This window comes from Bradyrhizobium diazoefficiens (assembly GCF_016616885.1).
Taxonomy (GTDB): Bacteria; Pseudomonadota; Alphaproteobacteria; order Rhizobiales; family Xanthobacteraceae; genus Bradyrhizobium; species Bradyrhizobium diazoefficiens_F.
Window position 1 is genome coordinate 6,555,017 of record NZ_CP067102.1, and the last position, 26,582, is coordinate 6,581,598.

General features: G+C 63.3%; 29 protein-coding genes. 16 read left to right on the forward strand and 13 right to left on the reverse strand.

Going from position 1 to position 26,582, the window contains the following annotated elements; genetic code table 11:
* Positions 1-150 precede the first annotated feature (150 nt).
* From tarD to JJC00_RS30515, 5 genes are all read right to left on the reverse strand, one after another.
* Positions 151-1,320: a D(-)-tartrate dehydratase gene (gene tarD, locus JJC00_RS30495; protein ID WP_200469515.1), complete on the reverse strand. Its 1,170-nt coding sequence runs from the start codon at positions 1,318-1,320 to the stop codon at positions 151-153.
* Between the two features lie 165 nt (positions 1,321-1,485).
* A complete protein-coding gene (locus JJC00_RS30500; RefSeq protein ID WP_148754636.1) occupies positions 1,486-1,743 on the reverse strand; it encodes a DUF3297 family protein in 258 nt (85 codons plus the stop codon).
* Entirely contained in the window at positions 1,740-2,216 is a 477-nt protein-coding gene (locus JJC00_RS30505) for a glutathione peroxidase (protein WP_200469516.1), read from the reverse strand. The genes JJC00_RS30500 and JJC00_RS30505 overlap by 4 nt, the downstream gene beginning before the upstream one ends.
* Before the next feature lie 2 nt (positions 2,217-2,218).
* A complete protein-coding gene (locus JJC00_RS30510; RefSeq protein ID WP_200469517.1) occupies positions 2,219-3,619 on the reverse strand; it encodes an amidase family protein in 1,401 nt (466 codons plus the stop codon).
* An 80-nt stretch (positions 3,620-3,699) separates the two neighbouring features.
* Positions 3,700-3,957 (reverse strand): DUF6894 family protein, encoded by a 258-nt coding sequence (locus JJC00_RS30515; RefSeq protein WP_200469518.1) that lies wholly within the window; start codon positions 3,955-3,957, stop codon positions 3,700-3,702.
* A 251-nt stretch (positions 3,958-4,208) separates the two neighbouring features.
* Here JJC00_RS30515 and pqqA point away from each other — a divergent pair, with 251 nt between their 5' ends.
* The 7 genes from pqqA to JJC00_RS30550 all read left to right on the forward strand — a co-directional run bounded on the left by pqqA (position 4,209) and on the right by JJC00_RS30550 (position 9,325).
* Positions 4,209-4,289, forward strand: a complete 81-nt coding sequence (gene pqqA, locus JJC00_RS30520) for a pyrroloquinoline quinone precursor peptide PqqA (RefSeq protein WP_007595659.1) — start codon at positions 4,209-4,211, stop codon at positions 4,287-4,289.
* Between the two features lie 117 nt (positions 4,290-4,406).
* On the forward strand, positions 4,407-5,336 hold the full coding sequence (gene pqqB / locus JJC00_RS30525) for a pyrroloquinoline quinone biosynthesis protein PqqB (RefSeq protein ID WP_200469519.1): 930 nt from the start codon (positions 4,407-4,409) through the stop codon (positions 5,334-5,336).
* An 11-nt stretch (positions 5,337-5,347) separates the two neighbouring features.
* Positions 5,348-6,127 (forward strand): pyrroloquinoline-quinone synthase PqqC, encoded by a 780-nt coding sequence (gene pqqC / locus JJC00_RS30530; RefSeq protein ID WP_200469520.1) that lies wholly within the window; start codon positions 5,348-5,350, stop codon positions 6,125-6,127.
* A gap of 12 nt (positions 6,128-6,139) precedes the next feature.
* Positions 6,140-6,451, forward strand: coding sequence for a pyrroloquinoline quinone biosynthesis peptide chaperone PqqD (pqqD, locus tag JJC00_RS30535; RefSeq protein ID WP_200469521.1), 312 nt, complete (start codon positions 6,140-6,142; stop codon positions 6,449-6,451).
* Positions 6,448-7,641: a pyrroloquinoline quinone biosynthesis protein PqqE gene (gene pqqE / locus JJC00_RS30540; protein ID WP_200469522.1), complete on the forward strand. Its 1,194-nt coding sequence runs from the start codon at positions 6,448-6,450 to the stop codon at positions 7,639-7,641. Before pqqD ends, pqqE begins: the two co-directional genes overlap by 4 nt.
* Positions 7,631-8,617: a prolyl aminopeptidase gene (gene pip / locus JJC00_RS30545; RefSeq protein ID WP_200469523.1), complete on the forward strand. Its 987-nt coding sequence runs from the start codon at positions 7,631-7,633 to the stop codon at positions 8,615-8,617. Before pqqE ends, pip begins: the two co-directional genes overlap by 11 nt.
* A gap of 24 nt (positions 8,618-8,641) precedes the next feature.
* Positions 8,642-9,325, forward strand: a complete 684-nt coding sequence (locus tag JJC00_RS30550; protein WP_200469524.1) for a DUF4286 family protein — start codon at positions 8,642-8,644, stop codon at positions 9,323-9,325.
* 98 nt (positions 9,326-9,423) lie between these two features.
* Here the strand turns inward: JJC00_RS30550 and JJC00_RS30555 are convergent, their stop codons facing one another.
* Positions 9,424-10,140 carry a nitroreductase gene (locus JJC00_RS30555; protein WP_246773976.1) on the reverse strand — a complete coding sequence of 239 codons (717 nt, stop codon included), beginning with the start codon at positions 10,138-10,140 and terminating at the stop codon, positions 9,424-9,426.
* A 98-nt stretch (positions 10,141-10,238) separates the two neighbouring features.
* On the opposite strand from JJC00_RS30555, the gene JJC00_RS30560 reads away from it, so the two are divergent.
* The 4 genes from JJC00_RS30560 to JJC00_RS30575 all read left to right on the forward strand — a co-directional run bounded on the left by JJC00_RS30560 (position 10,239) and on the right by JJC00_RS30575 (position 16,029).
* Entirely contained in the window at positions 10,239-11,126 is an 888-nt protein-coding gene (locus JJC00_RS30560) for a LysR family transcriptional regulator (protein ID WP_200469525.1), read from the forward strand.
* Between the two features lie 234 nt (positions 11,127-11,360).
* Positions 11,361-13,160: an FAD-dependent oxidoreductase gene (locus JJC00_RS30565; RefSeq protein WP_200469526.1), complete on the forward strand. Its 1,800-nt coding sequence runs from the start codon at positions 11,361-11,363 to the stop codon at positions 13,158-13,160.
* Positions 13,130-14,977 carry a 2-oxoacid:acceptor oxidoreductase subunit alpha gene (locus JJC00_RS30570; RefSeq protein WP_200469527.1) on the forward strand — a complete coding sequence of 616 codons (1,848 nt, stop codon included), beginning with the start codon at positions 13,130-13,132 and terminating at the stop codon, positions 14,975-14,977. Before JJC00_RS30565 ends, JJC00_RS30570 begins: the two co-directional genes overlap by 31 nt.
* Positions 14,974-16,029, forward strand: a complete 1,056-nt coding sequence (locus tag JJC00_RS30575) for a 2-oxoacid:ferredoxin oxidoreductase subunit beta (protein WP_200469528.1) — start codon at positions 14,974-14,976, stop codon at positions 16,027-16,029. The genes JJC00_RS30570 and JJC00_RS30575 overlap by 4 nt, the downstream gene beginning before the upstream one ends.
* 15 nt (positions 16,030-16,044) lie before the next feature.
* On the opposite strand, the gene JJC00_RS30580 is transcribed toward JJC00_RS30575, so the two are convergent.
* The 3 genes from JJC00_RS30580 to JJC00_RS30590 form a co-directional block, all read right to left on the reverse strand.
* The gene (locus tag JJC00_RS30580) at positions 16,045-16,488 is read right to left on the reverse strand and encodes a DUF4399 domain-containing protein (protein ID WP_200469529.1); all 444 of its coding nucleotides are present in this window, start codon (positions 16,486-16,488) and stop codon (positions 16,045-16,047) included.
* Between the two features lie 41 nt (positions 16,489-16,529).
* Entirely contained in the window at positions 16,530-18,095 is a 1,566-nt protein-coding gene (locus tag JJC00_RS30585) for an SUMF1/EgtB/PvdO family nonheme iron enzyme (protein ID WP_200469530.1), read from the reverse strand.
* Between the two features lie 273 nt (positions 18,096-18,368).
* On the reverse strand, positions 18,369-18,953 hold the full coding sequence (locus JJC00_RS30590; RefSeq protein WP_200469531.1) for an STM3941 family protein: 585 nt from the start codon (positions 18,951-18,953) through the stop codon (positions 18,369-18,371).
* Between the two features lie 199 nt (positions 18,954-19,152).
* On the opposite strand from JJC00_RS30590, the gene JJC00_RS38385 reads away from it, so the two are divergent.
* The 5 genes from JJC00_RS38385 (at position 19,153) to JJC00_RS30620 (ending at position 21,162) form a co-directional block, all read left to right on the forward strand.
* Positions 19,153-19,542, forward strand: coding sequence for a DsrE family protein (locus tag JJC00_RS38385; RefSeq protein ID WP_246773977.1), 390 nt, complete (start codon positions 19,153-19,155; stop codon positions 19,540-19,542).
* Between the two features lie 162 nt (positions 19,543-19,704).
* Positions 19,705-20,028 carry an ArsR/SmtB family transcription factor gene (locus JJC00_RS30605; RefSeq protein ID WP_200469532.1) on the forward strand — a complete coding sequence of 108 codons (324 nt, stop codon included), beginning with the start codon at positions 19,705-19,707 and terminating at the stop codon, positions 20,026-20,028.
* Positions 20,025-20,456, forward strand: coding sequence for an SRPBCC family protein (locus JJC00_RS30610; protein WP_200469533.1), 432 nt, complete (start codon positions 20,025-20,027; stop codon positions 20,454-20,456). Before JJC00_RS30605 ends, JJC00_RS30610 begins: the two co-directional genes overlap by 4 nt.
* A gap of 45 nt (positions 20,457-20,501) precedes the next feature.
* Positions 20,502-20,708 (forward strand): hypothetical protein, encoded by a 207-nt coding sequence (locus JJC00_RS30615; RefSeq protein WP_200469534.1) that lies wholly within the window; start codon positions 20,502-20,504, stop codon positions 20,706-20,708.
* A gap of 13 nt (positions 20,709-20,721) precedes the next feature.
* Positions 20,722-21,162 (forward strand): DUF1801 domain-containing protein, encoded by a 441-nt coding sequence (locus JJC00_RS30620; protein ID WP_200469535.1) that lies wholly within the window; start codon positions 20,722-20,724, stop codon positions 21,160-21,162.
* Positions 21,163-21,177: 15 nt separating this feature from the next.
* On the opposite strand, the gene JJC00_RS30625 is transcribed toward JJC00_RS30620, so the two are convergent.
* From JJC00_RS30625 to JJC00_RS30640, 4 genes are all read right to left on the reverse strand, one after another.
* Positions 21,178-22,713 carry a SpoVR family protein gene (locus JJC00_RS30625; protein ID WP_200469536.1) on the reverse strand — a complete coding sequence of 512 codons (1,536 nt, stop codon included), beginning with the start codon at positions 22,711-22,713 and terminating at the stop codon, positions 21,178-21,180.
* Complete coding sequence (locus JJC00_RS30630; RefSeq protein ID WP_200474286.1) at positions 22,710-23,987, reverse strand: YeaH/YhbH family protein; 1,278 nt, start codon at positions 23,985-23,987, stop codon at positions 22,710-22,712. Before JJC00_RS30630 ends, JJC00_RS30625 begins: the two co-directional genes overlap by 4 nt.
* Positions 23,988-24,006: 19 nt before the next feature.
* Positions 24,007-25,950: a PrkA family serine protein kinase gene (locus tag JJC00_RS30635; protein ID WP_200469537.1), complete on the reverse strand. Its 1,944-nt coding sequence runs from the start codon at positions 25,948-25,950 to the stop codon at positions 24,007-24,009.
* Between the two features lie 299 nt (positions 25,951-26,249).
* A complete protein-coding gene (locus JJC00_RS30640; protein ID WP_246773978.1) occupies positions 26,250-26,570 on the reverse strand; it encodes a hypothetical protein in 321 nt (106 codons plus the stop codon).
* Positions 26,571-26,582: the final 12 nt, after the last annotated feature.

Consider the following 26,582-nt stretch of genomic DNA (forward strand, 5'->3'; position numbering starts at 1 on the left):
GCCCGACCTTGATCGGGCGATCCAGTATTCCAGAGGCTGGCGTTGAACAGCTCGCTCTCGCCACATCGGCCGCGGCGTACTGGATGCCCCGTTCAAGCCGGGCATGACAGCGGAGTGGGTGGCGCGGCCGTCGTGCATCAACCCCCAACGCTACTCCGCCAGCGCCTTCATCTCCTTGTAGAGATCGGACTTGCCTTCGAAACCGATGCCCGGGAGATCCGGCATGGTGATGTGGCCGTTCTCGACACGGACGCCGTCGGGGAAGCCGCCGTAGGGCTGGAACAGGTCGGGGTAGCTTTCGTTGCCGCCGAGGCCTAAGCCGGCTGCGATGTTGAGCGACATCTGGTGGCCGCCGTGCGGGATGCAGCGGCTGGGCGACCAGCCGTAGGTCTTCAGCACGTCCAGCGTGCGCTGGTATTCGCACAGGCCGTAGGACAGCGCGCAGTCGAATTGCAGCCAGTCGCGGTCGGGGCGCATGCCGGCGTAGCGGATCAGGTTGCGCGCGTCCTGGTGGCTGAAGAGATTCTCGCCTGTCGCCATCGGACCCGGATAGAACTCTGCGAGTGCGGCCTGCAGCGCGTAGTCGAGGGGATCGCCAACTTCCTCGTACCAGAACAGCGGATAATCGCGCAGCATTTTTGCGTAGGCGATGCCGGTCTCGAGATTGAAGCGGCCGTTGGCGTCGACGGCGAGCTGCGCGTCCTTGCCGATCTCCTTCAGCACCGCCTCGATGCGGGTGCGGTCCTCGCCGATATCAGCGCCGCCGATCTTCATCTTGACGACGTTGTAGCCGCGATCGAGATAGCCGCGCATCTCGCCGCGCAGCATCGAGAGATCCTTGCCGGGATAGTAGTAGCCGCCGGCGGCGTAGACGAACACGCGCGGATTGGCTGCGACGCCGTGACGCTCGGCGAGCAGGCGGAACAGCGGCTTGCCCGCGATCTTCGCCACCGCATCCCACACCGCCATGTCGATGGTGCCGACCGCAACCGAGCGCTCGCCATGGCCGCCCGGCTTCTCATTGGTCATCATCGCGCCCCAGACCTTGTCGGGGTCGAGATTGTCACCGGCAGCATTCAGCAGGGACTTCGGATCGGCTTCCGTGATGCGCGAGGCAAAGCGCTCGCGGATCAGGCCGCCCTGCCCGTAGCGGCCGTTGGAGTTGAAGCCGTAGCCGACGACGCGCTTGCCGTCGCGGACGACATCGGTGACGACCGCAACGAGGCTCGTCGTCATCTTGGTGAAGTCGATATAGGCGTTGCGGATCGGCGATGAGATCGGTTTGGTGATCTCGCGAACGTCGACGATGCGGACGGACATGGGGGTGGCCTTTCACTTTCGTCATTGCGAGCGAAGCGAAGCAATCCAGAGTGTCACCGTGGAAATGGTCTGGATTGCTTCGTCGCAAGGGCTCCTCGCAATGACGAGGAGAGGGAGAGCGCGCGCCCCTCGCAATGACGAGGAGAGAGTGTCTGCGCGGCGCGCTTATTTCTTATCCCTGAAATACGGCTCGACCGGACCGTGCACCTTGATGGTCAGCGGGTTGCCGTAGCGGTCCTTGGCATTGCCGGCGGTGACGCGGACCCAGCCTTCGCTGATGCAGTACTCCTCGACATTGGTCTTCTCGATGCCCTTGAAGCGGATGCCCACGTCGCGCGACAGGATGTCGGCGTTGTAATAGGGGCTGTTGGGGTCGACCGACAGGCGGTCGGGAAATTCGTCGCTCATGATTGTCTCGCTCATAACAGGGTCTCGATCTTCTGCCGCAATCCTTCCGGCCGCGCAGTCGGCGCGTAGCGCGCGATCACGTGGCCGGCACGGTCCACCAGGAATTTGGTGAAATTCCATTTGATGGAGGCGCCCAACAGGCCGGATTGCTGGCGTTTCAGGTACTCATACAAGGGGTGCGCGTGGGCGCCGTTGACGTCGATCTTCTCGAACAGCGGAAAGGTGACATCGTAGTTGGTGGAGCAGAAGGTCTGGATCTCGGCTGCCTGCCCCGGCTCCTGCGCGCCGAACTGGTTGCAGGGAAAGCCGAGCACCGAGAAGCCGCGCGGCGACAGATCGCGATGCAGATCCTCCAGCCCGCGATATTGCGGCGTGAAGCCGCATTTGCTCGCGGTGTTGACGATCAGCAGCACCTGTCCTTCGAACTGGCGCATCGGCACCTCGTCGCCGGCAAGCGAATTGGCCTTGAAGTCGTAAATCGCGGACATCGCTAACCCACGGGGTCGATCGGCGACGGCGGCACGCCGCCCGCCTCGATCGCTTCGCCTGCGAGCAGACACAGATCCTCGCGATAGCGGCCGGAGACGATCTGCACGCCGACCGGAATCTTGCCGACGAGGCCGGTCGAGACCACGAGGCCCGGCAGCCCCATGAAGGGCGTCGCGATCTGCGGCAGCTGCGCCTCCCAGACGCGCTCGAAGGAGGCGGCGTCCTTGCGGTCGAGATGATCGGGGAACGGCAGCTCGCCGGAGACCGGCGTCAGCACCACGGCGTATTTTTCGAAGAACAGCATCCAGTCGCGGGTCAGCGTGGCGCGGCGGGTCAGCGCCTGCGCGTAATTCGCCTGGTCCATCGGCGTGACCTTGGCGCGGTTGCCGCGCAGGCACGCCAGTGCACCGGGATCGCCCTCGCGCTCGGCCATTTCGAGCTGCGCGTCATAGGCATCGCCGAGCCAGAGCTTGCGCTGCCACTCGACCGCTTCACGCATCGGCGGGGTGTTCTCGATCACTTCGACGGTCCAGCCGGCACGCTCCAGCCGCTTGCCGGCGTCGGTCACGGCCGCCTTCACCTCTGGCGTGGTCTCAAGACCGTCCGGCTTGAGGCAGAGCGCCGCGCGCTTCGGCACTGCCGGGCCTTCCAGCGGCGCCGGCACATACCAGGGATCGCGCACGTCGCGAGCGGACATGGCGGCGAGCGAAATCCTGAGATCATTGACGGTGCGCGCCAGCGGGCCCGAGACCGCCATGATCTGCGGCCCGATCGGGCGCTCCGGCAGCGCCGGGTTGAAGGCGGGGATACGGCCCAAGGTCGGGCGCAGGCCGTGCACGCCGCAGGCATAGGCAGGATAGCGGATCGAGCCGGCGATGTCGGTGCCGTGGGCGATGTGGCCGATACCGGCCGCGACCGCCGAGCCGGCGCCGCCGGACGAGCCGCCCGGGGTCAGCGCGGCGTCGCGCGGGTTCTTGGTGTCGCCATGGACGAGATTGGTGGTGAACCAGCGATAGGAGAAGGCCGGGCAATTGGTGCGGCCGAGCAGGACGGCGCCGGATTTGCGGAAATTGGCGACCACCGGATTGTCCTCGCGCGCGATCAGGTCGCGCTGGAGCTTGAGGCCATTGGTGGTGGCAAAGCCTTCCTGGTCGACATTGGCCTTGATGGTGACGGGCACGCCCGCGAGCACGCCGGGGTCCTCGCCCCTGGCAATGGCGGCATCGACGGCATCAGCCTGCTTGAGCACGTCCTCGGGCCGGTGGTCGATCACGGCGTTGAGCTTGGGATTGACGGCGTCCAGGCGGTCGAGGCCGGCCTTCGCCGCCTCCCGGGCGGACACCTTCTTGGACCTGACGAGGGTGGCGAGGTCGGCAGCCGACAGGCGCCAGAGATCTTGCATGGCTTGCTCCGTATGACCGGCGTCTTTTAGCGCCGGGAACGCAGCAAAGCCATGCGGATTTCGCAGGGATGAAGAGCGGGTTAGTGCTTCGTCGCCGACTGGTCGGGCATGTCCAGCAGCGCCTCGGTGAAGGGGAATTCCAGCACGATGTCCCCCTCGACGTCGGTCACCTCGATGACCGCCTCCATCAGCGCCGGCTGGGCGCCTTCGGACTTCACCACCTCCAGGATCATCTGGCGGGCGACCTCCCAGGCGCGATCTGGGTTGCGCAGGTCCTCTCCCTCAGGATCCACGATCAATTCATCGCCGATGCGGGTGTTGAAGAAATATTTGGGCATCACGAGATCCAGCTAGAGGCGCCTGTACCGGATTGAAAGCTGCACTGCACTCACAACTGCTTTATCAGGACAGGGTTCGCGACCGAATGCGCCAAGCGCAAGGCTGTATCGCCAGAAAGTGGAGTTCCACGCGTATTTTTTCGCGGCGCAACATGCCCACTCTCGGGAAAATTTCACTGGCGAACTTCTGCGCCCGCAGTACTTTAACTCTTGGGCGTAAACGTCCGAAATCGGGAAAATGGAGAGCCAAAATGGCCTGGAAAGCCCCCAAGATCGTCGAAGTGCCCTGCGGCATGGAAATCAACATGTATGTGAGCGCCACCCGCAAGTAAGCGGTTGGTGAGTACGCGTTCTGCGCAGGTGGGTCGTTCGGTCACGATCGGTTTCCGACTGATGGAAACTGTGTTGGCCTAGATCCACCTGGCGACGTTGCCTCCAGGAGACGGATCATGCTTCGCGTCGTCGTCCTGGGCGCCGGGGCCGGCGGCGGAGTCCCGCAATGGAATTGCGGTTGCGAGGGCTGCCGGGCGGCCCGTAGCCACGGCCACGAGCTTTATCGAACCCAGGCCTCGGTCGCCTTCAGCGGCGACGGCGAGCACTGGTTCCTGATCAACGCCTCGCCCGACCTTCGCCAGCAATTGAATGCCACGCCGCGGCTGCATCCCAAGGCCGGCGCGTTGCGCCATACGCCTGTCGCAGGCGTGATCCTGACCAACAGCGAAGTGGATGCGGTCGCGGGGCTGCTGTCGATGCGCGAGGGCTCGCCCTTCACGGTCTATGCGCATGAGAAGGTGCTGGCGATCCTGGCCAGCAACAGCATCTTCAACGTGCTGAACGAGAAGAACGTCAAGCGCCAGCCGATTTTGATCCGCGAGCCGTTCGAACCGCGATTGCCTGACGGTGCGCGCTCAGGCCTCGAAGTTCTACCCTTCGCCGTGCCGGGCAAGTCGGCCTGGTACCTCGAAGGCAAGGCGCACCCCGGCGGCGAGAGCGGCGACGGTGATACGCTGGGCCTGAAGATCACCGACAAAGCCAGCGGCAAGGCCTTCTATTTCATCGCCGCCTGTGCCGAGGTGACCGATGCGCTCAAGGCCGAGATTGACGGCGCCGCACTGGTGTTCTTCGACGGCACGGTCTGGCAGGATGACGAGATGATCAAGGCTGGCCTCGGCCACAAGACCGGCAAGAGCATGGGCCACGTCGCGATGTCCGGTCATGATGGCGCGATTGCGCGGCTGGCCGATCTCACTATCGGCAGGAAGATGTTTCTGCATATCAATAACTCGAATCCGGCGCTGCTGCCCGCCTCCCCCGAGCGCAAAGCCGCTGAAGATGCGGGATGGCAGATACCCGCCGACGGAACGGAGATCGTGCTGTGAATGCCGCGTCCATGACTGGCAAGACACTGACTGGAATGACTGCGCTCTCGGTCGGCAAGGACATCAGGCTCAACTCGGCAGAGGAGCTGGAGGCGACGTTGCGCCACATCGGCGCCACGCGCTATCACAGCCTGCATCCGTTCCATAAGCTCCTGCACGGCGGCAAGCTCAACAAGGGCCAGGTGCAGGCCTGGGCGCTGAACCGCTACTATTACCAGAGCACGATCCCGATCAAGGACGCGGTCGTGATCTCGCGCTTCCGCGACCGCGCCACGCGGCTGGAATGGCGCCACCGCATCGAGGATCATGACGGCGATGTTGGCAGCGAGGGCGGCATCGAGCGCTGGCTCAAGCTGACCGAAGGCCTCGGTCTCGACACGGCCTATGTGGAATCGACCGAAGGCATTTTGCCGGCGACGCGCTTTGCGGTGGAGGCCTATGTCCACTACTGCCGCGAAAAAAGCCCGCTGGAGGCGATCGCGTCCTCGCTGACCGAATTGTTCGCGCCGAACCTGCACGAGGAACGCATCTCCGGCATGCTGGAGCATTACGACTTCGTCAACCCTGACATCATGAGCTATTTCAAGCGCCGGCTGGCGCAGGCGCCGCGCGATGCCGGCTTTGCGCTCGACTATGTCAAGGCGCATGCCACGACGCCGGAGCAGCGCGCGCAGGTCTGCAACGCGCTGATCTTCAAGACCAACGTGCTGTGGGTGCAGCTCGACGCGCTCCAGCACGCCTATGTCGAAGGCAACATTCCGCCGGGCGCGTTCGTGCCCAAAGCGAGCTGAGGGACAAGAGCAATGGCCGGGCCGCGGAACATCAGCGTCAGCGAGGCAAGCCGCCCCGTGCTGCCGCGGCACGCCAAGCTGAAATACGACGAGACGCGGAAAGTCTGGGTGATCCTGGCGCCGGAACGCGTGCTGGCGCCGGACGAGATCGCAGTCGAGGTCTTGCAGCTCTGCGACGGCAAGCGCAATGTCGGCGACGTGTCCGATCAGCTGGCTGCGAAATACGCTGCACCCCGCGAGGCGATCCTCGCCGACGTCATCGTCATGCTGCAGGATCTCGCCGACAAGGGCTTCCTCACCGAAGCCCGGGAGAAGACGCCATGAGCGATGTGCTCCCGACCATCCCGCCTGACGCCAGCGACAGCCTCGCGGTGCTGGAGAAGAGCCGGTCGACCGCGGAGACCTTCGGCATTCCGCTCGCCGTGCTGCTCGAGATCACGCACCGCTGTCCGCTGCAATGCCCGTACTGTTCCAATCCCGTCGAGCTCGACCGCTCCGGCAAGGAGCTGACCACGGACGAGTGGAAGAAGGTGCTGAGCGAGCTCGCCGAGATCGGCGTGCTCCAGGTGCATTTCTCCGGCGGCGAGCCGACGGCGCGAAAGGACCTCGTCGAGCTGGTCAAGCATGCCAGCGACGTCGGCCTCTACACCAACCTCATCACCTCGGCCGTGCTGCTGACGCGCGAGCGGCTCAGCGCGTTGGCCGATGCCGGGCTCTGCCACGTCCAGATCTCTTTCCAGGGCATCGAAGAGGGCCCCGCCGATCGCGTCGCCGGCTACAAGGGCGGTCATCGCAAGAAGCTCGAAGTGGCCAAATGGACGCGCGAGCTCGAATTGCCGCTCACCGTGAATGCGGTGATGCATCGGCAGAATCTGCACCAGCTCCCCGACATCATCCAGATGTCGATCGATCTCGATGCCGACCGCTTGGAGGTCGCCAATGTCCAGTACTATGGCTGGGCGCTGAAGAACCGCGCCGCGCTGATGCCGACGGTGGCGCAGCTCGACGAATGCACTCGCATCGTCGAGGAGGCGCGCGAGCGGCTCAAGGGGACGCTTGCGATCGACTACGTCGTGCCTGATTATTACGCGCTGCGGCCGAAGAAATGCATGGGCGGCTGGGGCCGGCAGTTCTTCAACATCTCGCCGGCCGGAAAGGTGCTGCCCTGCCACGCCGCCGAGAGCATCACCGGGCTCGACTTCTTGTCCGTGCGCTCGAACCATTCGATCGCCTGGATCTGGCAGAACTCCGACGCCTTCAACCGCTATCGCGGCACCGGCTGGATGAAGGAGCCGTGCAAGACCTGCGAATTCCGCGAGATCGATTTCGGCGGCTGCCGCTGCCAGGCCTTTGCGCTGACCGGCGATGCCGCCAACACCGATCCGGCCTGCGCGCTGTCGCCGCTGCACGAGACCATCTTCAAGCAGGCCGAGCGCGAGGCCGAAGGCGAGACCAACCGCTTCGTGTACCGCAATTTCGCCGGCGGCACTCTGGAATCCGAGAATGGTGCCTGACGCCGACGCGGCCGCATCGGCCAGACGCGCCGATCCCTTTGCGCCGCTGACCTCTGACATGTTGGACGTCGGCGACGGCCATGAGCTCTATGTCGAGAGCGTCGGCCGCGCTGACGGCATCCCCGCGATCTATCTGCATGGCGGGCCCGGCAGCGGCTGCCAGCCCGATCATCGCCGCCTTTTTGATCCCGAGCGTATGCACGCGGTGCTGTTCGATCAGCGCGGCTGCGGCCGCAGCCGCCCCAAAGGATCGCGCGAGCACAACACGACGGCGCACCTAATCGCGGACATGGAGAAGATCCGCGAAAAATTCGGCTTCGACCGTTGGATAGTGGTCGGCGGCTCCTGGGGCGCGACACTGGCGCTGGCTTATGCGCAGGCTCATCCCGAGCGCGTCTGCGGCATTGCGCTGCGCGCGACTTTTCTCGGCACGCGAGAGGAAGTCGTGAGCGGCTTCACCTCGCGTCTGGCGCAATTCTATCCCGCGCTCTACGAGGATTTTCTGAGTGTGCTGTCGCCCGAAGAACGGGCCCAGCCGGTGGACGCCTATTATCGCCGCATCCTCGACGCCGATCCCGCCGTGCATGGTCCCGCCTCGCGCGCCTGGCACGATACCGAGCGCGCCTTGTCGGAACACAAAGCGGCCAAGACGCGGATCGACCTGGCGTCACTGAACGTGTGGCGCACGCTGCCGGCGACGCCGTTCATGGAGGCGCACTACTTCGTCAACAATTCCTTCATGAGCGAGAACCAGCTGTTGCGAAACGCCGGCCGGCTCGAAGGCATTTCCGGCATCATCGTGCAGGGCCGCTACGATCTGTTGTGCCCTCCTGAGACATCTGCGCGGCTCGCGAAAGTTTGGCCGGGTTCCGAGATTCGGATCGTGGAAGAAGCCGGGCATTCGCTCTATGATGCCGGCGTGAGGGACGCGGTCATGAAGTCGATCGCCGACCTCGCGTCGAAGGCCGCGCGTTAACGCGCGAAAAAGGACAACAAGAAAATGCCGCTCGCCGGGACAGGCATGCTGCTGACGTCGATGAACGTCGACGCCACGGACGAAGCCGATTTCAATCGCTGGTACGATCGCGAGCATCTGGAAGAGCGCGTCGCGATCGAGGGTTTCCTGGAAGCGCGGCGCTATGTCGCGCACGCCGCCAATCCCAAATATCTCTCGCTATATTCGACCGTGACGCTCGACGTGCTCGACAGTCCCGCCTACCGGGCGCGGCTCGCCAACCAGACCGAATGGTCGCGGCGGACCATGGCGCATTTCAAGAACATGCTGCGCGTGGTCGCGCGCATCACCATCAGCAAGGGCACCGGCCGCGGCGCGGCGCTCGGCCTCGTGCGGTTGCGCCCGACGGCCGACAATGCCGGCGCATGGCGTGATGCACTGCAAGAGAGACTGGCGCCCGGGGATCGCGAAGGCATCATCTCGATGCATCTGCTCGAAAGCGAACCAGAATTGTCCGGCGCAACGGCGGACATTCCGGCGGTGCGCAACGAAGGCGCGCGCGACTGGTTCGTGCTGATCGACGGCACGCGTGTCGGCGCGGTCTCGGCCGTCATCGCCGAACGCTTCACCGGCCCTGCGGCCGCGCCCTTCCCGCTGCCGATCTCGGTCGGCACTTACTGCCTGATGTGGGACCTCGCCAAAGGCGACTTGCCTCGACCACGCGCCTAGAGCCTTTTCCGTTCCGATGGAATCGGAACGGGGCTCTAGATTCTTGTTTTGACGCGTTTTCTTTACGCGAACCGGTATCCACTTCGCTCGAAAACGCTCTAGCCGATCGCCTCCACCTTGGTCGCGCTTGTATCCGCGTTCGTGAATCCCCGCAGTTCCGCAATCTCCTCGAACGACGCGCGCTCGGTCACGAGACCATTGATCGGGTGCGCCGCGTCGGCAAAGCCGAGCGAAACTCCGCAAAACACGATGAACTCCGCCGGAAGAGCAAGGTGCGCGCGCACCGTCTCGTGCATTGCCGCCCACGCGGCTTGCGGACAGGTCGCAAGCCCCCGTTCGTGCGCGAGCAGGAGGATCGATTGCAGGAACATGCCGACATCGGCCCACTGGCCCTGCTCCATGCTGCGGTCGATCGACAGGATCATGCCGACCGGAGCGCCGTAGAAGTCGAAGTTGCGCGCGAACTGCATCAGCCGCGCCATCTTGTTCTCACGCGCAATGCCGATCGTGCCATAGAGATCCTCGGCGCATTTGATACGTCGGCGGTTGTAGGGATCCTTCAGATTGGCGGCGTAGATCCTGTATTCCGAACCCTCCGCGGAGGGATTGGCGGCAAGGCTTTGCCGCACTGCGCCCCTCAGGCGGTCGAGGTCGGCCCCTGCCATCACGCTAAGGCGCCAGGGCTGCATGTTGCTCGACGACGCGGTACGGCGGGCGATCATGATGATGTCGCGAATGGTGTCGACCGGAACCGGTTTGCTCAAATAGGCCCGCGCCGAACGGCGCTCGCGCATCGCTTGGGTCACGCTGATCATGAATGCGGCCCCTCAATGAATAACTGGCTGCGCAGGCTTATTCTGGCTATTATCGGATTAATACGGCAGGATTTCGATATCATAAATCCGTTAATTGCATGGATAGGCCTAACTTTCAGGAAGCAGAGGCATTTCTTACGGTCGCCGACCGCGGTGGGTTCGGCGCGGCCGCGCGCGAACTCGGCGTCACGCAGTCCACCGTCAGCCGGCGCATCGCCTCGCTCGAACTGCGCATCGGCAAGCGGCTGGTCGAACGCACCACCCGGCGGGTCGGCCTGACGGAGGCAGGTCTCGCCTTCGCCGCCGATCTGCGCGACGTGCTGACCCGGCTCGCCGAGGCCGAGGGGCGCGTGCAGTCGGAAGGTGGCGAACCGGAAGGCCTGCTACGCATCACCATGCCGACGGCCTACGGCCGCACCATAATCGTGCCGCGGCTGGCGGCCCTTGCCAAATGTCATCCGCGGCTCCGGCTCGAGCTTGATCTGTCGGATCGTTACGTCGACATTCTCGAGGACGGTTTCGACGTCGCGATCCGGATTGCCGAGCCGACGCAGTCGGGCCTCGTGGCCGCATGCATCGATCGCTTCACGCTGCACATCTGCGCCGCTCCGCAATATCTCGCCCGGCACGCGCCAGTCGCCTCGCCGCAGGATCTTGCCGATCACAGCTGCATCGTGCAGCGAACCTACGCGCCGCGCACCAACTGGCGATTGGAGTGGTCTGGCAAGCCCGTCGAAATCGAAATCATGCCACGGATCATCGCCAGCGACATGATGGCGGTGCGGTCGCTGACGCTGGATGGCACCGGCATCGCCGTGCTGCCATCGTATCTGGCGCGCGGCGATCTTGCGTCTGGTGAGCTCGTCGAGGTTCTCACTGACGCGGGCTTGCCGACGATGAACGTCTTCGCGGCCTGGCCGCATCGTCGGGCAAGTCTGTCGAAGATCGCCGTTCTCGTTCAGGACCTCCGGCGCATCGCCGGCTGACGTTCCAGCACGCATCGCACATGCTGCATCGCCGCATAGTGCGCCCCTGTTAATGCTGTGCGCGCGCAGCTCCCATGAAAGAGGGGACGCGCGAAAATTTGCCGTTGTACTTCGGAGCGGTTCTAATAAGCTAACCCAATGACGTCATTCAGAAACCAGATCGACGCGCGTTAAGCGTTCGCCAAGCTCAAGAAAAGGCCGCGGGGTCTTTGGGCCTGTGCGGACAGGGTAGGAATGAAACCGACCGATATCGCGGCCCCCGACTACTTTCACAAAGTGGTCGATTGCCAGTGGGCCTGTCCTGCGCACACCCCGGTTCCCGAATATATCCGATTGATCGCACAAGGCCGCTACAGCGACGCCTATATGATCAATTGGAAATCGAACGTGTTTCCCGGAATTCTGGGACGCACCTGCGATCGTCCCTGCGAGCCGGCGTGCCGGCGCGGACGCGTCGAGGAAACGCCGGTGGCGATCTGTCGCTTGAAGCGCGTCGCCGCCGACTTCAAGGACGACATCAAGCAGCGTCTGCCGCACCCGACTGCGAAGAACGGCAAGCGTGTCGCGTTCGTCGGCGGTGGCCCCGCGTCCCTGACGGTGGCGCGCGATCTCGCGCCGCTCGGCTATCACTGCACCGTGTTCGACGGCGATCCGGAAGCCGGCGGCATGATGCGGACCCAGATCCCGAAATTCCGCCTGCCCAATTCGGTCATCGACGAGGAGACCGGCTACATCCTCAACCTCGGCGTCGAGTTCAAAGGCGGCCACCGCATCGAGAGCATGAAGGCCCTGCTCGCGGAGAAATACGACGCGATCTTCGTCGGATCAGGCGCGCCGCGCGGCCGCGAGCTCGACATTCCGGGTCGGAAAGAGGCCGCCGGCAATATCCATATCGGCATTGACTGGCTCTCGTCCGTGTCGTTCGGCCACACCGACAAGATCGGCAAGCGCGTGATCGTGCTCGGCGGTGGCAACACCGCGATGGATTGCTGCCGCACCGCGCGCCGGCTTGGCGGCGAAGACGTCAAGGTGATCGTGCGCTCCGGCTTCGAGGAAATGAAGGCCTCGCCCTGGGAGAAGGAAGACGCGATCCACGAGGATATCCCGATTCTCAACTTCCTCGTCCCCGTCTCGTTCATCCACGACGATGGCAAGCTCACCGGCGTCATTTTCCAGAAGGTGAAGGCCGAATACGACGCCAGGGGCCGCCGCAACCTCGTTCCCTCGGGTGAGCCGGACCAGACCATCGAATGCGACGACGTGCTGGTCGCGGTCGGCCAGGAGAACGCCTTCCCTTGGATCGAGCAGGATTGCGGCATCGAGTTCGACAAATGGCACATGCCAAAGGTCGATCCCAAGACCTTCGTTTCGACCAATCCCAAGGTGTTCTTCGGCGGCGACGCCGCATTCGGGCCGAAGAACATCATCTGGGCGGTGGCGCAGGGGCACGACGCCGCGCTGTCGATCCACAAGCTGCTCTCGGGCGAGGACATTACCGAGCGGCCGCTGCCGGAGGTGCACGTCTCCTCGCAGAAGATGGGCATCCACGAATGGAGCTATGACAACGACATCTCCAACGACAAGCGCTTCAAGGTGCCGCATCGCGACAAGGTGATCGCACTGAAGGACATCCGCACCGAGGTCGAGCTTGGCTACGACGTCAAGCTGGCGCTGGGCGAAGCCGAGCGCTGCCTGAACTGCGACGTCCAGACCGTGTTCTCGACCTCGCTGTGCATCGAGTGCGATGCCTGCGTCGATATCTGCCCGATGGACTGCATCACCTTCACGCAAAATGGCGAGGAAGACGATCTGCGGCATCGCCTGAAGGCACCCTCGCCGCATCCGGACCAGGACCTCTATGTGTCCAGCGACCTCAAGACCGGACGCGTCATGGTCAAGGACGAGGATGTCTGCCTGCATTGCGGGCTGTGCGCCGAGCGTTGTCCCACCGGGGCCTGGGACATGCAGAAATATTTCATCGAGATGACTTACGCAGGTTCGACATGTCCGACAAAAAGCCGATCAGCAGCGTAAACGACTTCGTCGTCCGTTTCGCCAACGTCAACGGCTCGGGCTCGGCCAGCGCCAACGAGATGTTCGCGCGCGCCATCCTGCGCCATGGCGTGCCGGTGTCCCCGCGCAACATCTTCCCCTCCAACATCCAGGGCCTGCCGACCTGGTACGAGGTGCGGGTGACCGAAGACGGCCATCTCGGCGCTCGCGGCGGCGTAGACATGATGGTGGCGATGAACCCGCAGACCTGGGACAAGGACGTCGCCGGCATCGAGCCCGGCGGCTATCTGTTCTACGATTCCACCAAGCCGATGCCGTCGACCAAATTCCGCGACGATATCACCGTCATCGGCGTGCCGCTCACCGCGATCACCAACTCGACCTACACCGATCCGCGCCAGCGCCAGCTGTTCAAGAACATCATCTATCTCGGCGCGCTCAGCGCGCTGCTCGACATGGATCCTAAGCTGATCGAGCAACTGATCGGCGAGCAGTACAAGGGCAAGGAGAAGCTCTTGTCCTCCAACGTCCATGCGCTGCATCTGGGGCGTGACTGGGCGCTGCAGAATTTGAAATGCCCGATCGGGCTGCGGGTGAAGAAGTCCGACAAGGTCGGCGATCGCATCTTCATCGAGGGCAACAGCGCCGCCGCGCTCGGCGCCGTCTATGGCGGCGCCACCGTGTGCGCCTGGTATCCGATCACGCCGTCGTCCTCGGTGGCGGAGGCTTTCACGGCCCATTGCAAGAAATTCCGGCATGATCCCGAGACCGGCAAGGCGAAATACGCGATCGTGCAGGGCGAGGACGAGCTGGCTTCGATCGGTATCGTCATCGGCGCGTCCTGGAACGGCGCGCGCGCCTTCACCGCGACCTCGGGCCCCGGCATCTCCCTGATGACCGAGTTCATCGGCCTCTCATACTTCGCCGAGATCCCGGCCGTGATCATGAACATCCAGCGCGCCGGCCCCTCGACGGGCATGCCGACCCGCACCCAGCAATGCGACATCATCGCCTGCGCCTATGCTTCGCATGGCGACACCAAGCATGTACTGCTGTTCCCGGAAGATCCGGCCGAGGCGTTCGAGTTCGCAGCCGCCGCCTTCGATCTCGCCGAACGGCTGCAGACCACGATCTTCCTGATGCTCGACCTCGACATCGGCATGAACCACCGGCTCTGCCGTCCGCTGAAGTGGGACGATGCCAAACAGTATGACCGCGGCAAGGTGATGACCGCCGAGATGCTGGACGAGGGACGTGACTTCGGCCGCTATCTCGACGTCGATGGCGACGGCATCCCCTACCGCACCTATCCCGGCACACATCCGACCAAGGGCTCCTATTTTACCCGCGGCACCTCGCGTGATCGCTATGCGCGCTATTCCGAGGAAGGCTCGGTCTATGCCGACAACATGCAGCGGCTCGTGCGCAAGTTCGAGACCGCGCAGGACCTCGTGCCGCGGCCGCTGCAGGCCAATGCGGAACGGCCGACCAAATATGGCGTGATCTATTTCGGCTCGACCTCGCCGGCGATGGACGAGGCGATCGGACTGCTGGAGGCGCGCGGGCACCAGCTCGACCGCCTGCGCATCCGCGCCTTTCCGTTCCACTCCAGCGTGGCGAGCTTCCTCGCCGAGCACGATTTCGTCTACGTGGTCGAGCAGAACCGCGACAGCCAGCTCCGTCAGCTCATCGTCAATGAGAATGGCATCGATCCCGTCCGCCTCGTGCCGATCGTGCACTATGACGGCACCCCGATCACCGCCCGCTATATTGCGAAAGCCATTGGCGACCATCAGGATCACCTCAAGGTGACCCCGCTCCGCAAGGCCGTGTCATGACCTATATTGCCAAGCCGAAATTCCATCATCCCGGGCTCAAGAAGAACGAGCTCGGCTACACCCATCGCGACTACGAGGGCAAGATCTCGACGCTGTGCGCCGGCTGCGGCCATGACTCGATCACGGCCTCGATCATCGAGGCCTGCTACGAGCTCTCGATCGAGCCGCACCGGGTGGCGAAGATCTCCGGCATCGGCTGCTCGTCGAAGACGCCGGATTATTTCCTCGGCAATTCGCACGGCTTCAACTCGGTGCACGGCCGCATGCCGAGCGTGCTGACAGGCGCCAACCTCGCCAACCGCGATCTGATCTATCTCGGCGTCTCCGGCGACGGCGATTCCGCCTCGATCGGCTTCGGTCAGTTCGCGCATTCGATCCGGCGCGGCGTCAACATGACCTATATCGTCGAGAACAACGGCGTCTACGGCCTGACCAAGGGCCAGTTCTCGGCCACCGCCGACCGCGGCTCGAAGTCGAAGAAGGGCGTGACCAACACCGACAACGCCATCGACCTCGTCGCGATCGCGCTGCAGCTGGGAGCGACCTTCGTGGCGCGCTCGTTCTCCGGCGACAAGAGCCAGCTCGTGCCGCTGATCGCGGCCGCGATCGGCCACACGGGCGCGTCCTTCATCGACGTCATCAGCCCCTGCATCGCCTTCAACAACCACGCCGGCTCGACCAAGAGCTTTGATTATGTCCGTGAGCACAACGACGCGGTGAACCGGCTCGACGTGCTGGTCGGCCGCGATCCGATCGCTGTCGACTACGCGCCGGGCACGGTGCAGGTGGTCGAGCAGCACGACGGCAGCAAGATCGCGCTGCGCAAGATCGACGCCGATTACGATCCGCATGACCGGCTCGGCGCCCAGACCTTCCTCGCGAGGCACGCCGCCAAGGGCCAGATCGTCACCGGGCTCCTTTACGTCGATCCAGACGCGGAAGATCTGCACAGCCATCTCAACACGGTCGAGACGCCGCTCAATTCGCTGGAAGCGGACACGCTCTGCCCGGGCTCGGCGGCGCTGGACAAGTTCAACGCCAGCCTGCGCTGATCTCTCGCCAACGCGCTACCGCGCCGAAGCGGGCGGCCTGACGCGTACGGAGATCTTCTCCGACACGACGGGCGGCTCGAACGGATAGTGCTTCGCATCGCCCAGCACCAGCTGGAGCGTGTGGGTGCCCGGCGGAAGCTCGAGCAGGGTCTCGGTCTGCCCTGCCCCGAAATGCAGATGCGACTTGTCCTGCAGGATCGGCTCCTTGGGATCGATGGGATCGTTGACGTCGATCAGCAGATGATGATGACCGGCGTTCTGATAGTCGTCGCCGGCATGGGTAATACCCATGTTGCGCAAGCCGAACCGGACCAGGAAGGCACCGCGAACCCTCTGCCCGTCATGCGGCGTGATGAAATAGAGCTTTGCGTCCTTGGGAGCGGTCTTGCCTTGCGAAAAGGCGGCGCCGGGAAGCAATACGAGCACCGCCGACAGCGCGATGCAGCGAATGATTTGCATCAAACCTACTCCTGCACTCTAAGGACTGCAAAGGACTGCGCTCAAGGACTGAGCGCGACGCGGAAGCCGTGCGTCGGATAACGAACATTGGTGTCGTAGCCGTCGCGATTGGACGGCCTCACATATCTCGAATCGTTCTTCCAGGAGCCCGAGCGCAGGACATGCGACGCGCAATCCCCGCCGCTCCATGCCGAGCCGTCACCGGTTGCGCCCTGATAGGTCCTGCGCCAGCAGTCCTCGACCCACTGATCGATACTGCCACCCATGTCGTAGAGGCCGAACGGATTCGGCTTGAAGCTGCCGACCCTCGCCGGCTGCTCGGCCGCGAGGTCTCCGCAATCCTTGCACGCCGCCATGCCCGGCTGGAGCTTGTCGCCCCACCAATATTTGGTCTGCGTTCCGCCGCGCGCGGCATATTCCCATTCGGCTTCGCTCGGAAGCCGATAAGGCTTCTTGGTCGCCTGCGCGAGATAAGCCACATATTGTTGTGCGTCGGTCCAGCTCACATTGCTGATCGGCGCATCGTCCTTACCGACGGCCGTGAAGCCGCATGCCTTTGCGGCCGCGCATTCGTTCCATTCCTGCACCGTCACCGGGTATTTGCCGATCGAGAACGGCTTGATCGTGACCTGGTGAACGGGCCGTTCAGTCGGGTCGTCATTGCTTCCCATCGCAAAGCTGCCGCCGCGAATGGCGATCATCTCGGGTTCGCGAAGCGGCGGCGCCGTTGGGCTCGGGGTTTGAGCTGGGGTTTGACTTGATCCTTGATTTGGCGCCGGAGCGGGCGATGGAGATGCCGACGCCACTGACGGAGACGGCTGTGGCGTTGGCGCCGCGGCTTCGCGCGGCGGAGGTTGCGGGCTCGGTGATGCGACCGGAGCAGCCGTCGGCGCGGCCGCCTGCTTGCCCACTTTGCCCGGCGGCTGCGCCAGCAGATACCACAGCACGCCGGAGGCAATCACGAGCAGCGTGACGCCCAGGAGAAAGATCAGGATATTCTCGCGCCGACCTCGCGTCTCCCCGACCGCATCTGCGTCCGGCAGCACGCGGTAGACGCGCACCGGATCGGTAATGTTCTTGACCTTGCGGTCCCCGAGCGACTCGTAGCCGCACACGACCTTGTGCTTGATCTGCTCGTAGATCGCGCCGGAGATGTAGACCTGACCGGGTTCGGCGATACCCTCGAGGCGCGTGGCGATGTTGACGCCGTCGCCGTAGACATCATCCGGCTCGACGATGACGTCGCCGAGATTGACGCCAATCCGGTATTCGATCCGCGACGGCTTTGCGAGCGCGGCGTTGCGGCCGATGAGATTCTGCTGGATGACGATGCTGCAGCGAACCGCCTCGACGGGACTGTCGAATATCGCGATGAAGCCGTCGCCGGTGGTCTTCACCAGCGTTCCATGGTGCTCGACGATGCTGGGCTGGATGAGATCCCGCTCGATCCGCTTGACGCGGACATGCGTGCCTTCCTCGTCGGCCTGCATCAAGCGGCTGTAGGAAGCGATGTCACCGACGATGATCGCCGCAAGACGACGCGGCATTGGGCCGTGTGGAGGCGGCTCATCGTGATTTCCGGATCTGAAGTTGCGAATTTCGCCCACTGCGAAGACTCCACAAACTTGCAAAGGCGGATCAGCTTACGACACCGAAGCGCAGCTGTCTGTGAACACTATCACATCGATGAACCGCAACAATGTCGCAGAAGTTGTTGGTGGGTCGAGTTCCCTGGCAAAACCGCCGTCAGGATTGAACCTTCGTGATCCCACGGCGACTAAGGCTCGTGCGGACACATCCGGCAATTTTGGCCTGTGCCTGCCTGGTCCGCCGCGACGATGCGCAGCATCTTGCCCGAGACCCCCGCGTTTCCTGCCGCTTTAGCTGACAGGCTCCGGCGCGGGTTCAGGCTCCGGCACGGCGTGGTCGACATGGGCCGGTCGCCCGGCGCCCCAATATTGCTTGCAGGTCTCGAGCAATTTTTCGACGTCCATGGTCAGGCCGCCCGCATTGACGATCACACCGTCGGCGCCAAGCGCCTTGTTCATCATCGACAAGGCCTGCGTCAGCAGTCCTCCGGAGAATCGCTCGGCGACAAGAGGATCGACCTTGAGCACCACGAATTTCTGCGCGCGCTGCTCCCAGAGCATGATCTTTCGCACGGCGCTCCAGGCGATGGTCTCGTCGGCGAGCCTGGTGTCGCGAATGCCGACACGGCTGATGAAGACCACCGGCTGCCTGGCGGACATCAGCCGCCAGAGCATCCTGCAGGTGGCGAGGCCGAAAAACACCGCGCCGATATAGCAGGCGGCGACCTCGAACGTGGTGACGCTCTTGCCTTCCTGCCAGGTGAATGCGAGTGCGGCACAGAGCAGCGTCAGCAGCAGGTTGCCGCCGAAAAACATCAGCAACCGGGCCCGCGAATAGCCGATCGCAAGATTGGGCAAGTTCTGACTTTCGGACATTTTCAATCGCCTCCAGCCATTTGCAACAATCTGGGGTCGATCCACGCCCCTCCCTTGCAAGGGTTAAGCCTGGAACCTTGCGCGAGGCTGCCCGCCAGGAGCCGCAGTTGAACGCGCGGCATGCGGCTTCCGACTAACGGCCAGTTGGCCCCACCCCTCCCGCTGCGGGCCGTCAACGGCTGAACTATCCGGTGCGACCATGAAGCTTGCCCTCATCCTTCCGCTTGTCCTTGCGGCCTTCGTCGGCGTCGCCCGGGCCGAGGAGGCCGACGACATCCGCGAAGCGAGCAAGGCCGAAACCGAAACCTTCAACGCGCGCATATATGCGGGCACGCCCGGCAAGACGGCCTATGCCTGCTTCGTCCGCCGCTACGATGCCGAGCACCTGGCGCAAGCGAATCCGGATGTCAGCAAGCGGATCGGCGATTTCTCCAAGGACGGCGTCGAGCTCGCCGCCTGCGGCAACACGATGAAGGCGCAGAACATCGCGCTGACGGATCTGCTGCCCGGCTTCGTCAGCGCGGAGAAAGGCGGCGTGGTTCGTTTGGCCGAGCTGCAGTCGCAGGGGAATCTGTATTTGCGGCCGTAGCCGCCGTGAAATCAGTGCGCTCCCTCGCCCGCTTGCGGCCCGCTTGCGGGGGAGGGCTGGGGAGAGGGTGTTTCCGCAAACGAGAACCCCCACATCCCGCTTGACTCACCCATAACTCTAAGGTTATGAATTGATCCATAACCTACCAGTTATGGATCTCGCATGTCCGCCGCGCACGACCTTCTGTTCAGGACGCTCGCCGACCCGACGCGGCGGGCGATCTTCGAGCGGCTTTGCCGCGAGGGCGAGCAGACGGTCGGGGCACTGACGACGCGATCGGGCGTTTCCCAACCGGCGGTCTCGAAGCATCTCGGCGCGCTGAAGCAGGCGGGCCTGGTGCGCGACCGCCACGAGGGACGCCAGACGCACTACAGCGCGCAGCCCGGTGCGCTCAATCCGCTGATCGACTGGACCAGCCAGATGGCGGGCTTCTGGCAGAACCGGCTCGACGCGCTCGACGATCTCCTGAAGAGGATGGACCAATGACTGAAGCTGCGACCGAGACACGTTCCGTGGTCATCGAGCGCGAATTTGCCTATCCGCCGGAGCGGCTGTGGCGCGCGCTGACGCAGCCGCATCTGATCGAGGAATGGCTGATGAAGAACGACTTCAAGCCTGAGGTCGGTCACCGCTTCAATCTCCGCGGCGAGTGGGGCGGCGTGCTGGATTGCGAGGTGCTCGCCATCGAGCCGCAGCGCTCGCTCGCCTACACCTGGAATTTCACGCATGAGGATGCGGCCTACGACCTCAAGAGCGTGGTGACGTTCACGCTCACCCCGCAAGGGACAGGCACGCATCTGCGCGTCGAGCAGGCGGGCTTCCGTCCCAGCCAGAAGCAGGCCTTTGGCGGCGCGCATGCCGGCTGGAAGCAGTTTTTCACCAAGCTGGACGAGCTGCTGGCGCGGGCGGAATAGCCCCGCCACTGGCATCCATTTCCAATATGCTCACAGGAGGTTGAGATGAGTTCGAACACGTGGATTCGACAGATCCATCGCTGGCTGTCGATTGCTTTCACGCTTGCCGTGATCGCCAACATCGTTGCGCTGACGATGCAGGTTCAGGCGACGTGGATCGGCCTGCTGGCCTTCGTGCCGTTGATTCCGTTGCTCGCGACCGGGCTTTACATGTTCGCGCAGCCCTATCTTGGCCGCCGCAGCAACGCGTGAACGAGGCGAGAGCATGAAGAAAGCCATGACTGCAAAGAAGACCAGCGCGAAGAACGCGGACGGGCCTTCGCCCTCCAAAATGATCGACGGCAGGATCAAGGAGCTCGGCGACTGGCGCGGCGAGACGCTGAAGCGAATCCGCGACCTGATCAAGGAGGCCGATCCTGAAGTCGTCGAGGAATGGAAATGGCGCGGCGTTCCCGTGTGGGAGCATGACGGCATCATCTGCACCGGCGAGACCTACAAGGCCGTCGTGAAGATGACGTTTGCCAAGGGCGCGGCGCTGGACGACCCGGCCGGACTATTCAACTCCAGCCTCGACGGCAATGTGCGGCGCGCCATCGATATCGGCGAGGGAGCGAAGATCAACGAGAAGGCATTGAAGGCGCTGATCCGCGCCGCCGTGGAGCTGAACGCGTCCAAGGCCAGGAAGAAGCCTGCTAAGAACAGCTAAGCCTGGACGGCGGCGTTACGCCGCCGCCGTGATCGGACGCGGGCTGACGACGTATTCGCGCAGCACCTTGTCCTGGGCATCGACCTCGATCAGCGCGACGTCATAGGTCCAGAGATCGGCCAGATGCTGGAGCACCCGCTTGGCGTCGGTCTCGTTGAGCTGCGAGCCTTTGATGACACGGTGATGCAGGATCAGCCGGCGGTCGCCGGACAGGTCGACATCGACCACCTCGATATTGGCGTCGATGTAGCCGACGTCGTGCTGCCGCGCCAGCTCGCGCCGGACGCGGCGGAAGCCGCGATCGTCGTGGATGGCGTCGACCCGGATGCCCGCGCGCTCCTCGGGGTCGTCGTGGAGGTGGAACATGCGGAAGTGCCGCATCAGTTTCGGGCTCAGGAACTGGGCGATGAAACTTTCATCGCGGTAGTTGGCCCAGACGTCGCGCAGCACGCCCATCACATCGTTCTTGCCGGCGATATCGGGAAACCACTCGTGGTCTTCGTCTTCCGGATTGGTGACGATGCGCTCGATGTCCTGCATCATGGCGAAGCCGAGCGCATAGGGATTGAAGCCCGAGAAGCGCTGGTCGTCGAATTCGGGCTGGAACACCACATTGGTGTGCGACCCCAGGAATTCGAGGAAATTACCGTCGCTGATGCGGCCCTGCTGATGCAACTGGGTCATGATGCGATAGTGGACGTAGGTCGCCGTCCCCTCGTTCATCACCTTGGTCTGGCTCTGCGGATAGAAATACTGCGCGATGTGTCGGACGATGCGCAGCAGCTCACGCTGCCACGGCGCCAGCCTCGGCGCGCTCTTCTCCAGGAAATAGAGCAGGTTTTCCTGCGGCAGGCCGAGCAGCTTGCGGCGCCGTTCCAGCGAGATCGCGGACCTGGTCTTCGAGGCGCCCTTGGGCACGGTGCGCCAGAGATCGTTGAAGACTTCCTCCTCGTGCTGGCGGCGGCGCCCTGCCCGCTTCTCCTCCTCGCGCAGATCCAGCTTCTTCTTGCCGGGATAGCGGTCGATGCCGTGCGACATCAGCGCATGCGCAGCGTCCAGCGTGCGCTCAACCTCGACGCGGCCGTAGCGCTCCTCGCACTGCATGACGTAGTTCTTGGCGAAATCCAGATAGTCCAGGATGCCTTCCGCATCGGTCCACTGCTTGAACAAATAATTGTTCTTGAAGAAGTGGTTGTGGCCGAAGGCGGCGTGCGCGATCACCAGCGTCTGCATCGTCGCCGTATTCTCCTCCATGAGATAGGAGATGCAGGGCGAGGAATTGATCACGATCTCATAGGCAAGGCCCATCAGGCCCTTGCGGTAGGATGCCTCGTGATACGCGAAATGCTTGCCGAACGACCAGTGCTTGTAAAACAGCGGCATGCCGACGGAGGAATAGGCATCCAGCATCTGCTCGGCGGTGATGACCTCGATCTGGTTCGGGTAGACGTCGAGTCCAAGATCCTTCAGCGCCACCTCCTCGCAGGCATCGGTGATGCGCTGCAAGGTGTGGAAATCCCAATCGGCGCCTTCGAACAAGCGTTCCGTCATGGAGCGGCTTTCTCCTGAGATGTTTCGCGGCGCTGGAACAGGTCGTGGAACACCGGAAAGATCTCGCTGCGCTCGCTGACCTTGCGCATCGAGAGCGGTGCGCCGCTGCTGCGCAGGCGATCGTAAAGGGTCCAGAGCGAGGAATCGGAGAGATCGAAGGCGCTGCCGCCTGCTTCCCCGACCTCGAGATAGGCGAAGAACTGGCAGATCGGCAGGATTTTTTCGGTCAGCAGCAGGCCGGTGAGCTCGCCGTCGGAATAGGAATTGTCGCCGTCGGAGGCCTGGGCTGCGTAGATGTTCCAGTCCGACGGATTGAAGCGCTCGCGCACGATCTCGTTCATCGCCTGCAGCGCGCTGGAGACCAGCGTGCCGCCGGAGGCCGGGCCGTAGAAGAAGGTCTGCTCGTCGACCTCCTCGGCGCGGTCGGTGTGGCGGATGAAGACGATCTCGACATGCTTGTAGCGCCGCTTCAGGAACACGTAGAGCAGCATGTAGAAGCGTTTCGCCAGATCCTTCATGTGCTCGGACATCGAGCCGGAGACGTCCATCAGGCAGAACATCACGGCCTGCGCCACCGGCCGCGGCACCTTCTCGTAGGCGCGATAGCGGATGTCGAGCGGATCGATGAACGGAATGCGCTTCGTCTTCGCCTTCAGCTTCTCGAGCCGGGCGACAAGCTCCACACGTTCGTCCTCGTCGGTGCAGGCAGCGATCGCGGCTTCCAGCTCTTCAATCTCCTCCTTGCTGGGACGCTTGAGCGCGATGCGGCGGGCGAGCGCGAGCTTCACGGTGCGGCTGACCGAGATGTTGGCGGGCGAGCCTGATGTTGTGTAGCCGGCGCGCTGGATGCCTTCGCTCTCGGTCTGCGCGATCTTGCGCTTGGCGAGATCGGGCAGCTCGAGATCGTCGAGGAAGAGATCGACGAATTCGTCGCGGCTGAGCACGAAGCGGAAGGCGTCCTCGCTGTCGCCTTCGCCGGGACCGGAATCCTTGGCGCTGCCCTGGCCGGAGCGCTGGAGATAGTCGCCCTCGACGAACTTCTTGTTGCCGGGCAGCACCATGTCGCGCGTTCCGCCTTCACGCCGGAACCGCGGCTCGTGCATGCCGTCCAGCGGTATCGTGACCTCACCACCCTCCAGAACGTCCTTGATGTCGCGTTCCTGCGAGGTCTTCTTGACGGCGCCCTGCACCAGGGATTTGGCCCGACGCAAGAACCGCTGGCGGTTCTCAAGACTCTTGCCGCCTGGATTCAGGCGCCTGTCAATAATGTGAATGGCCACTTTCTCATCCGCCTCAACCGGCTTGCTTCACGCGCATGTACCATTCGACCAGCCGGCGAACCTGACGCTCGGTGTAGCCGCGCTCCACCATGCGTGCGACGAACTCGCCGTGCTTCTTCTCCGTCTCGCCGTCCTTCTTCGACCCGAACGAGATGACCGGAAGCAGGTCCTCGACCTGAGAGAATATCCGCTTTTCGATGACATCGCGAATCTTCTCGTAGGAGGTCCAGGTCGGATTCTTGCCGCCGTTCTGGGCCCGGGACCGTAACGAGAATTTGACCACCTCGTTCCGGAAGTCCTTGGGGTTGGCGATGCCGGCCGGCTTCTCGATTTTCGTCAATTCCTGGTTCAAGAGTTCGCGATCCAGCAGCTGGCCGGTGTCGGGATCCTTGAAGTCCTGGTCTTCGATCCAGGCGTCAGCGTAATCGACGTAACGGTCGAACAGGTTCTGGCCGTAATCCGAGTAGGATTCGAGATAGGCCTTCTGGATCTCGTTGCCGATGAACTCGGCATAACGCGGTGCCAGATCAGCCTTGATGAATTCGAGATAGCGCTTCTCGACTTCCTCGGGCAGCTGCTCGCGGCGGATCGACTGCTCCAGCGCGTACATCAGATGCACGGCGTCGGCGGCGACCTCCTGCGGATCGTGGTTGAAGGTCGCGGCCAGGATCTTGAAGGCGAAGCGGGTGGAGACACCGTCCATGCCTTCGTCGACGCCGGCGGCATCGCGATATTCCTGGACGCTGCGCGCCTTGGGATCGGATTCCTTCAGGCTCTCGCCGTCATAGACCCGCATCTTGCCGAACAGCGTCGAGTTCTCGTGCTTGCGCAGGCGCGACATCACCGAGAACCGCGCCAGCGTCTCCAGCGTCGAAGGTGCGCAAGGTGCGGCCGCGAGCTCGGAGCCCTGGATCAACTTCTCGTAGATCTTCTGCTCCTCGGTGACCCGCAGGCAGTACGGCACCTTAATGACACAGATGCGGTCGATGAAGGCCTCGTTGTTCTTGTTCGACTTGAAGCTCGCCCACTCGGCTTCGTTGGAGTGCGCGAGGATGGTGCCGGTGAAGGGGATCGCGCCGATATTCTCGGTGCCGATATAATTGCCTTCCTGCGTCGCCGTCAGCAGCGGGTGCAGCATCTTGATTGGCGCCTTGAACATCTCGACGAATTCGAGGATGCCCTGGTTGGCGCGGTTGAGACCGCCGGAATAGCTGTAGGCGTCGGGATCGTTCTGCGCGTAGGTCTCGAGCTTGCGGATGTCGACCTTGCCGACCAGCGAGGAGATGTCCTGGTTGTTCTCGTCACCAGGCTCGGTCTTTGAGACCGCGATCTGGCGCAGCCGCGACGGCTGGATCTTTGCGACACGAAATTGGGAAATGTCGCCGCCGAAGGCCTCGAGCCGCTTGTAGCACCACGGGCTCATCAGGCCGGTGAGGCGCCGGCGCGGAATGCCATACTTCTCTTCCAGCATCGGCCCGAGATGATCGGGATCGAACAGGCTGAGCGGGCTTTCGAACACAGGCGAGAGTTCATCGCCGGCCTTGAGCACGTAGATCGGCTGCACTTCCATCAGCGACTTCAAGCGCTCGGCGAGCGAGGATTTGCCGCCGCCGACTGGGCCGAGCAGATAGAGGATCTGCTTGCGCTCTTCGAGACCTTGCGCCGCATGGCGGAAGAAACCGACGATCCGCTCGATGGTTTCTTCCATGCCGTAGAAGCCGGCGAAGGCCGGATAGGTGCGGATCGTGCGGTTCAAAAAGATACGGCCAAGGCGTGGGTCCTTGGCCGTGTCAATCGTCTGGGGCTCGCCGATCGCCGCTAGTAACCGTTCGGCCGCATTCGCGTATTTCATGGGATCGCTTCGACACGATTCCAGATATTCCGCCATCGACATGTCGTGCTGGCTTCTCGCCTCGAACGACCGAGCGAAAGCGTTGAATAGAGAATCGTTGTACATGATCCCTCTCCGCGTGAGTTCCGCTACAAGCTGAAACGAAAGCAGTTACTGGACCGTTCCTCAGGCCGCTTTACGAATCAGCGTGAGCACATGACGATCATTGGACACCCGGGTGCCGATACGACGCAACGTACAAGGTAGGCACTCGCTGAATTACGAACAGGCACTTGCCTGTAATTTGTGCGAATCTCTATCTATCTTGGCTCATTTCCAGAAATTGTCACTCGCTCGCCACATCCGGGCAATACCGGAGACGAGTGCCTCCGGCACTGCAACATGACGATCTGCCAGCGGCGAACTTATGACGCTTGCAGGGCGATACCTTGCGTGCCGCGTTCATCTTCCTGCTGCAATGCGGTGCATGGGCTGCATGCAGCATGAATGTCGCGGCAAGCGCGCAGCGCTGTATCAAAAACGGTCGCCAAACCCTCCGAACGGATAACGTGGTTCTGCGTGGCGGCAAGCGGCCGCGCCATCGCGAGGCGCGCCGCGACCGGGAGCCGCACGACGGATTGACCGATGTCCAGATCATGGGATGCGGCGAAGCAGACGGCCGACGCGATCGTTGGCCGGTGATCGGCGACGGCGTCGGGACGTGCGTGCATGCTTTCCCCCAGCATGGCCATTCGCGA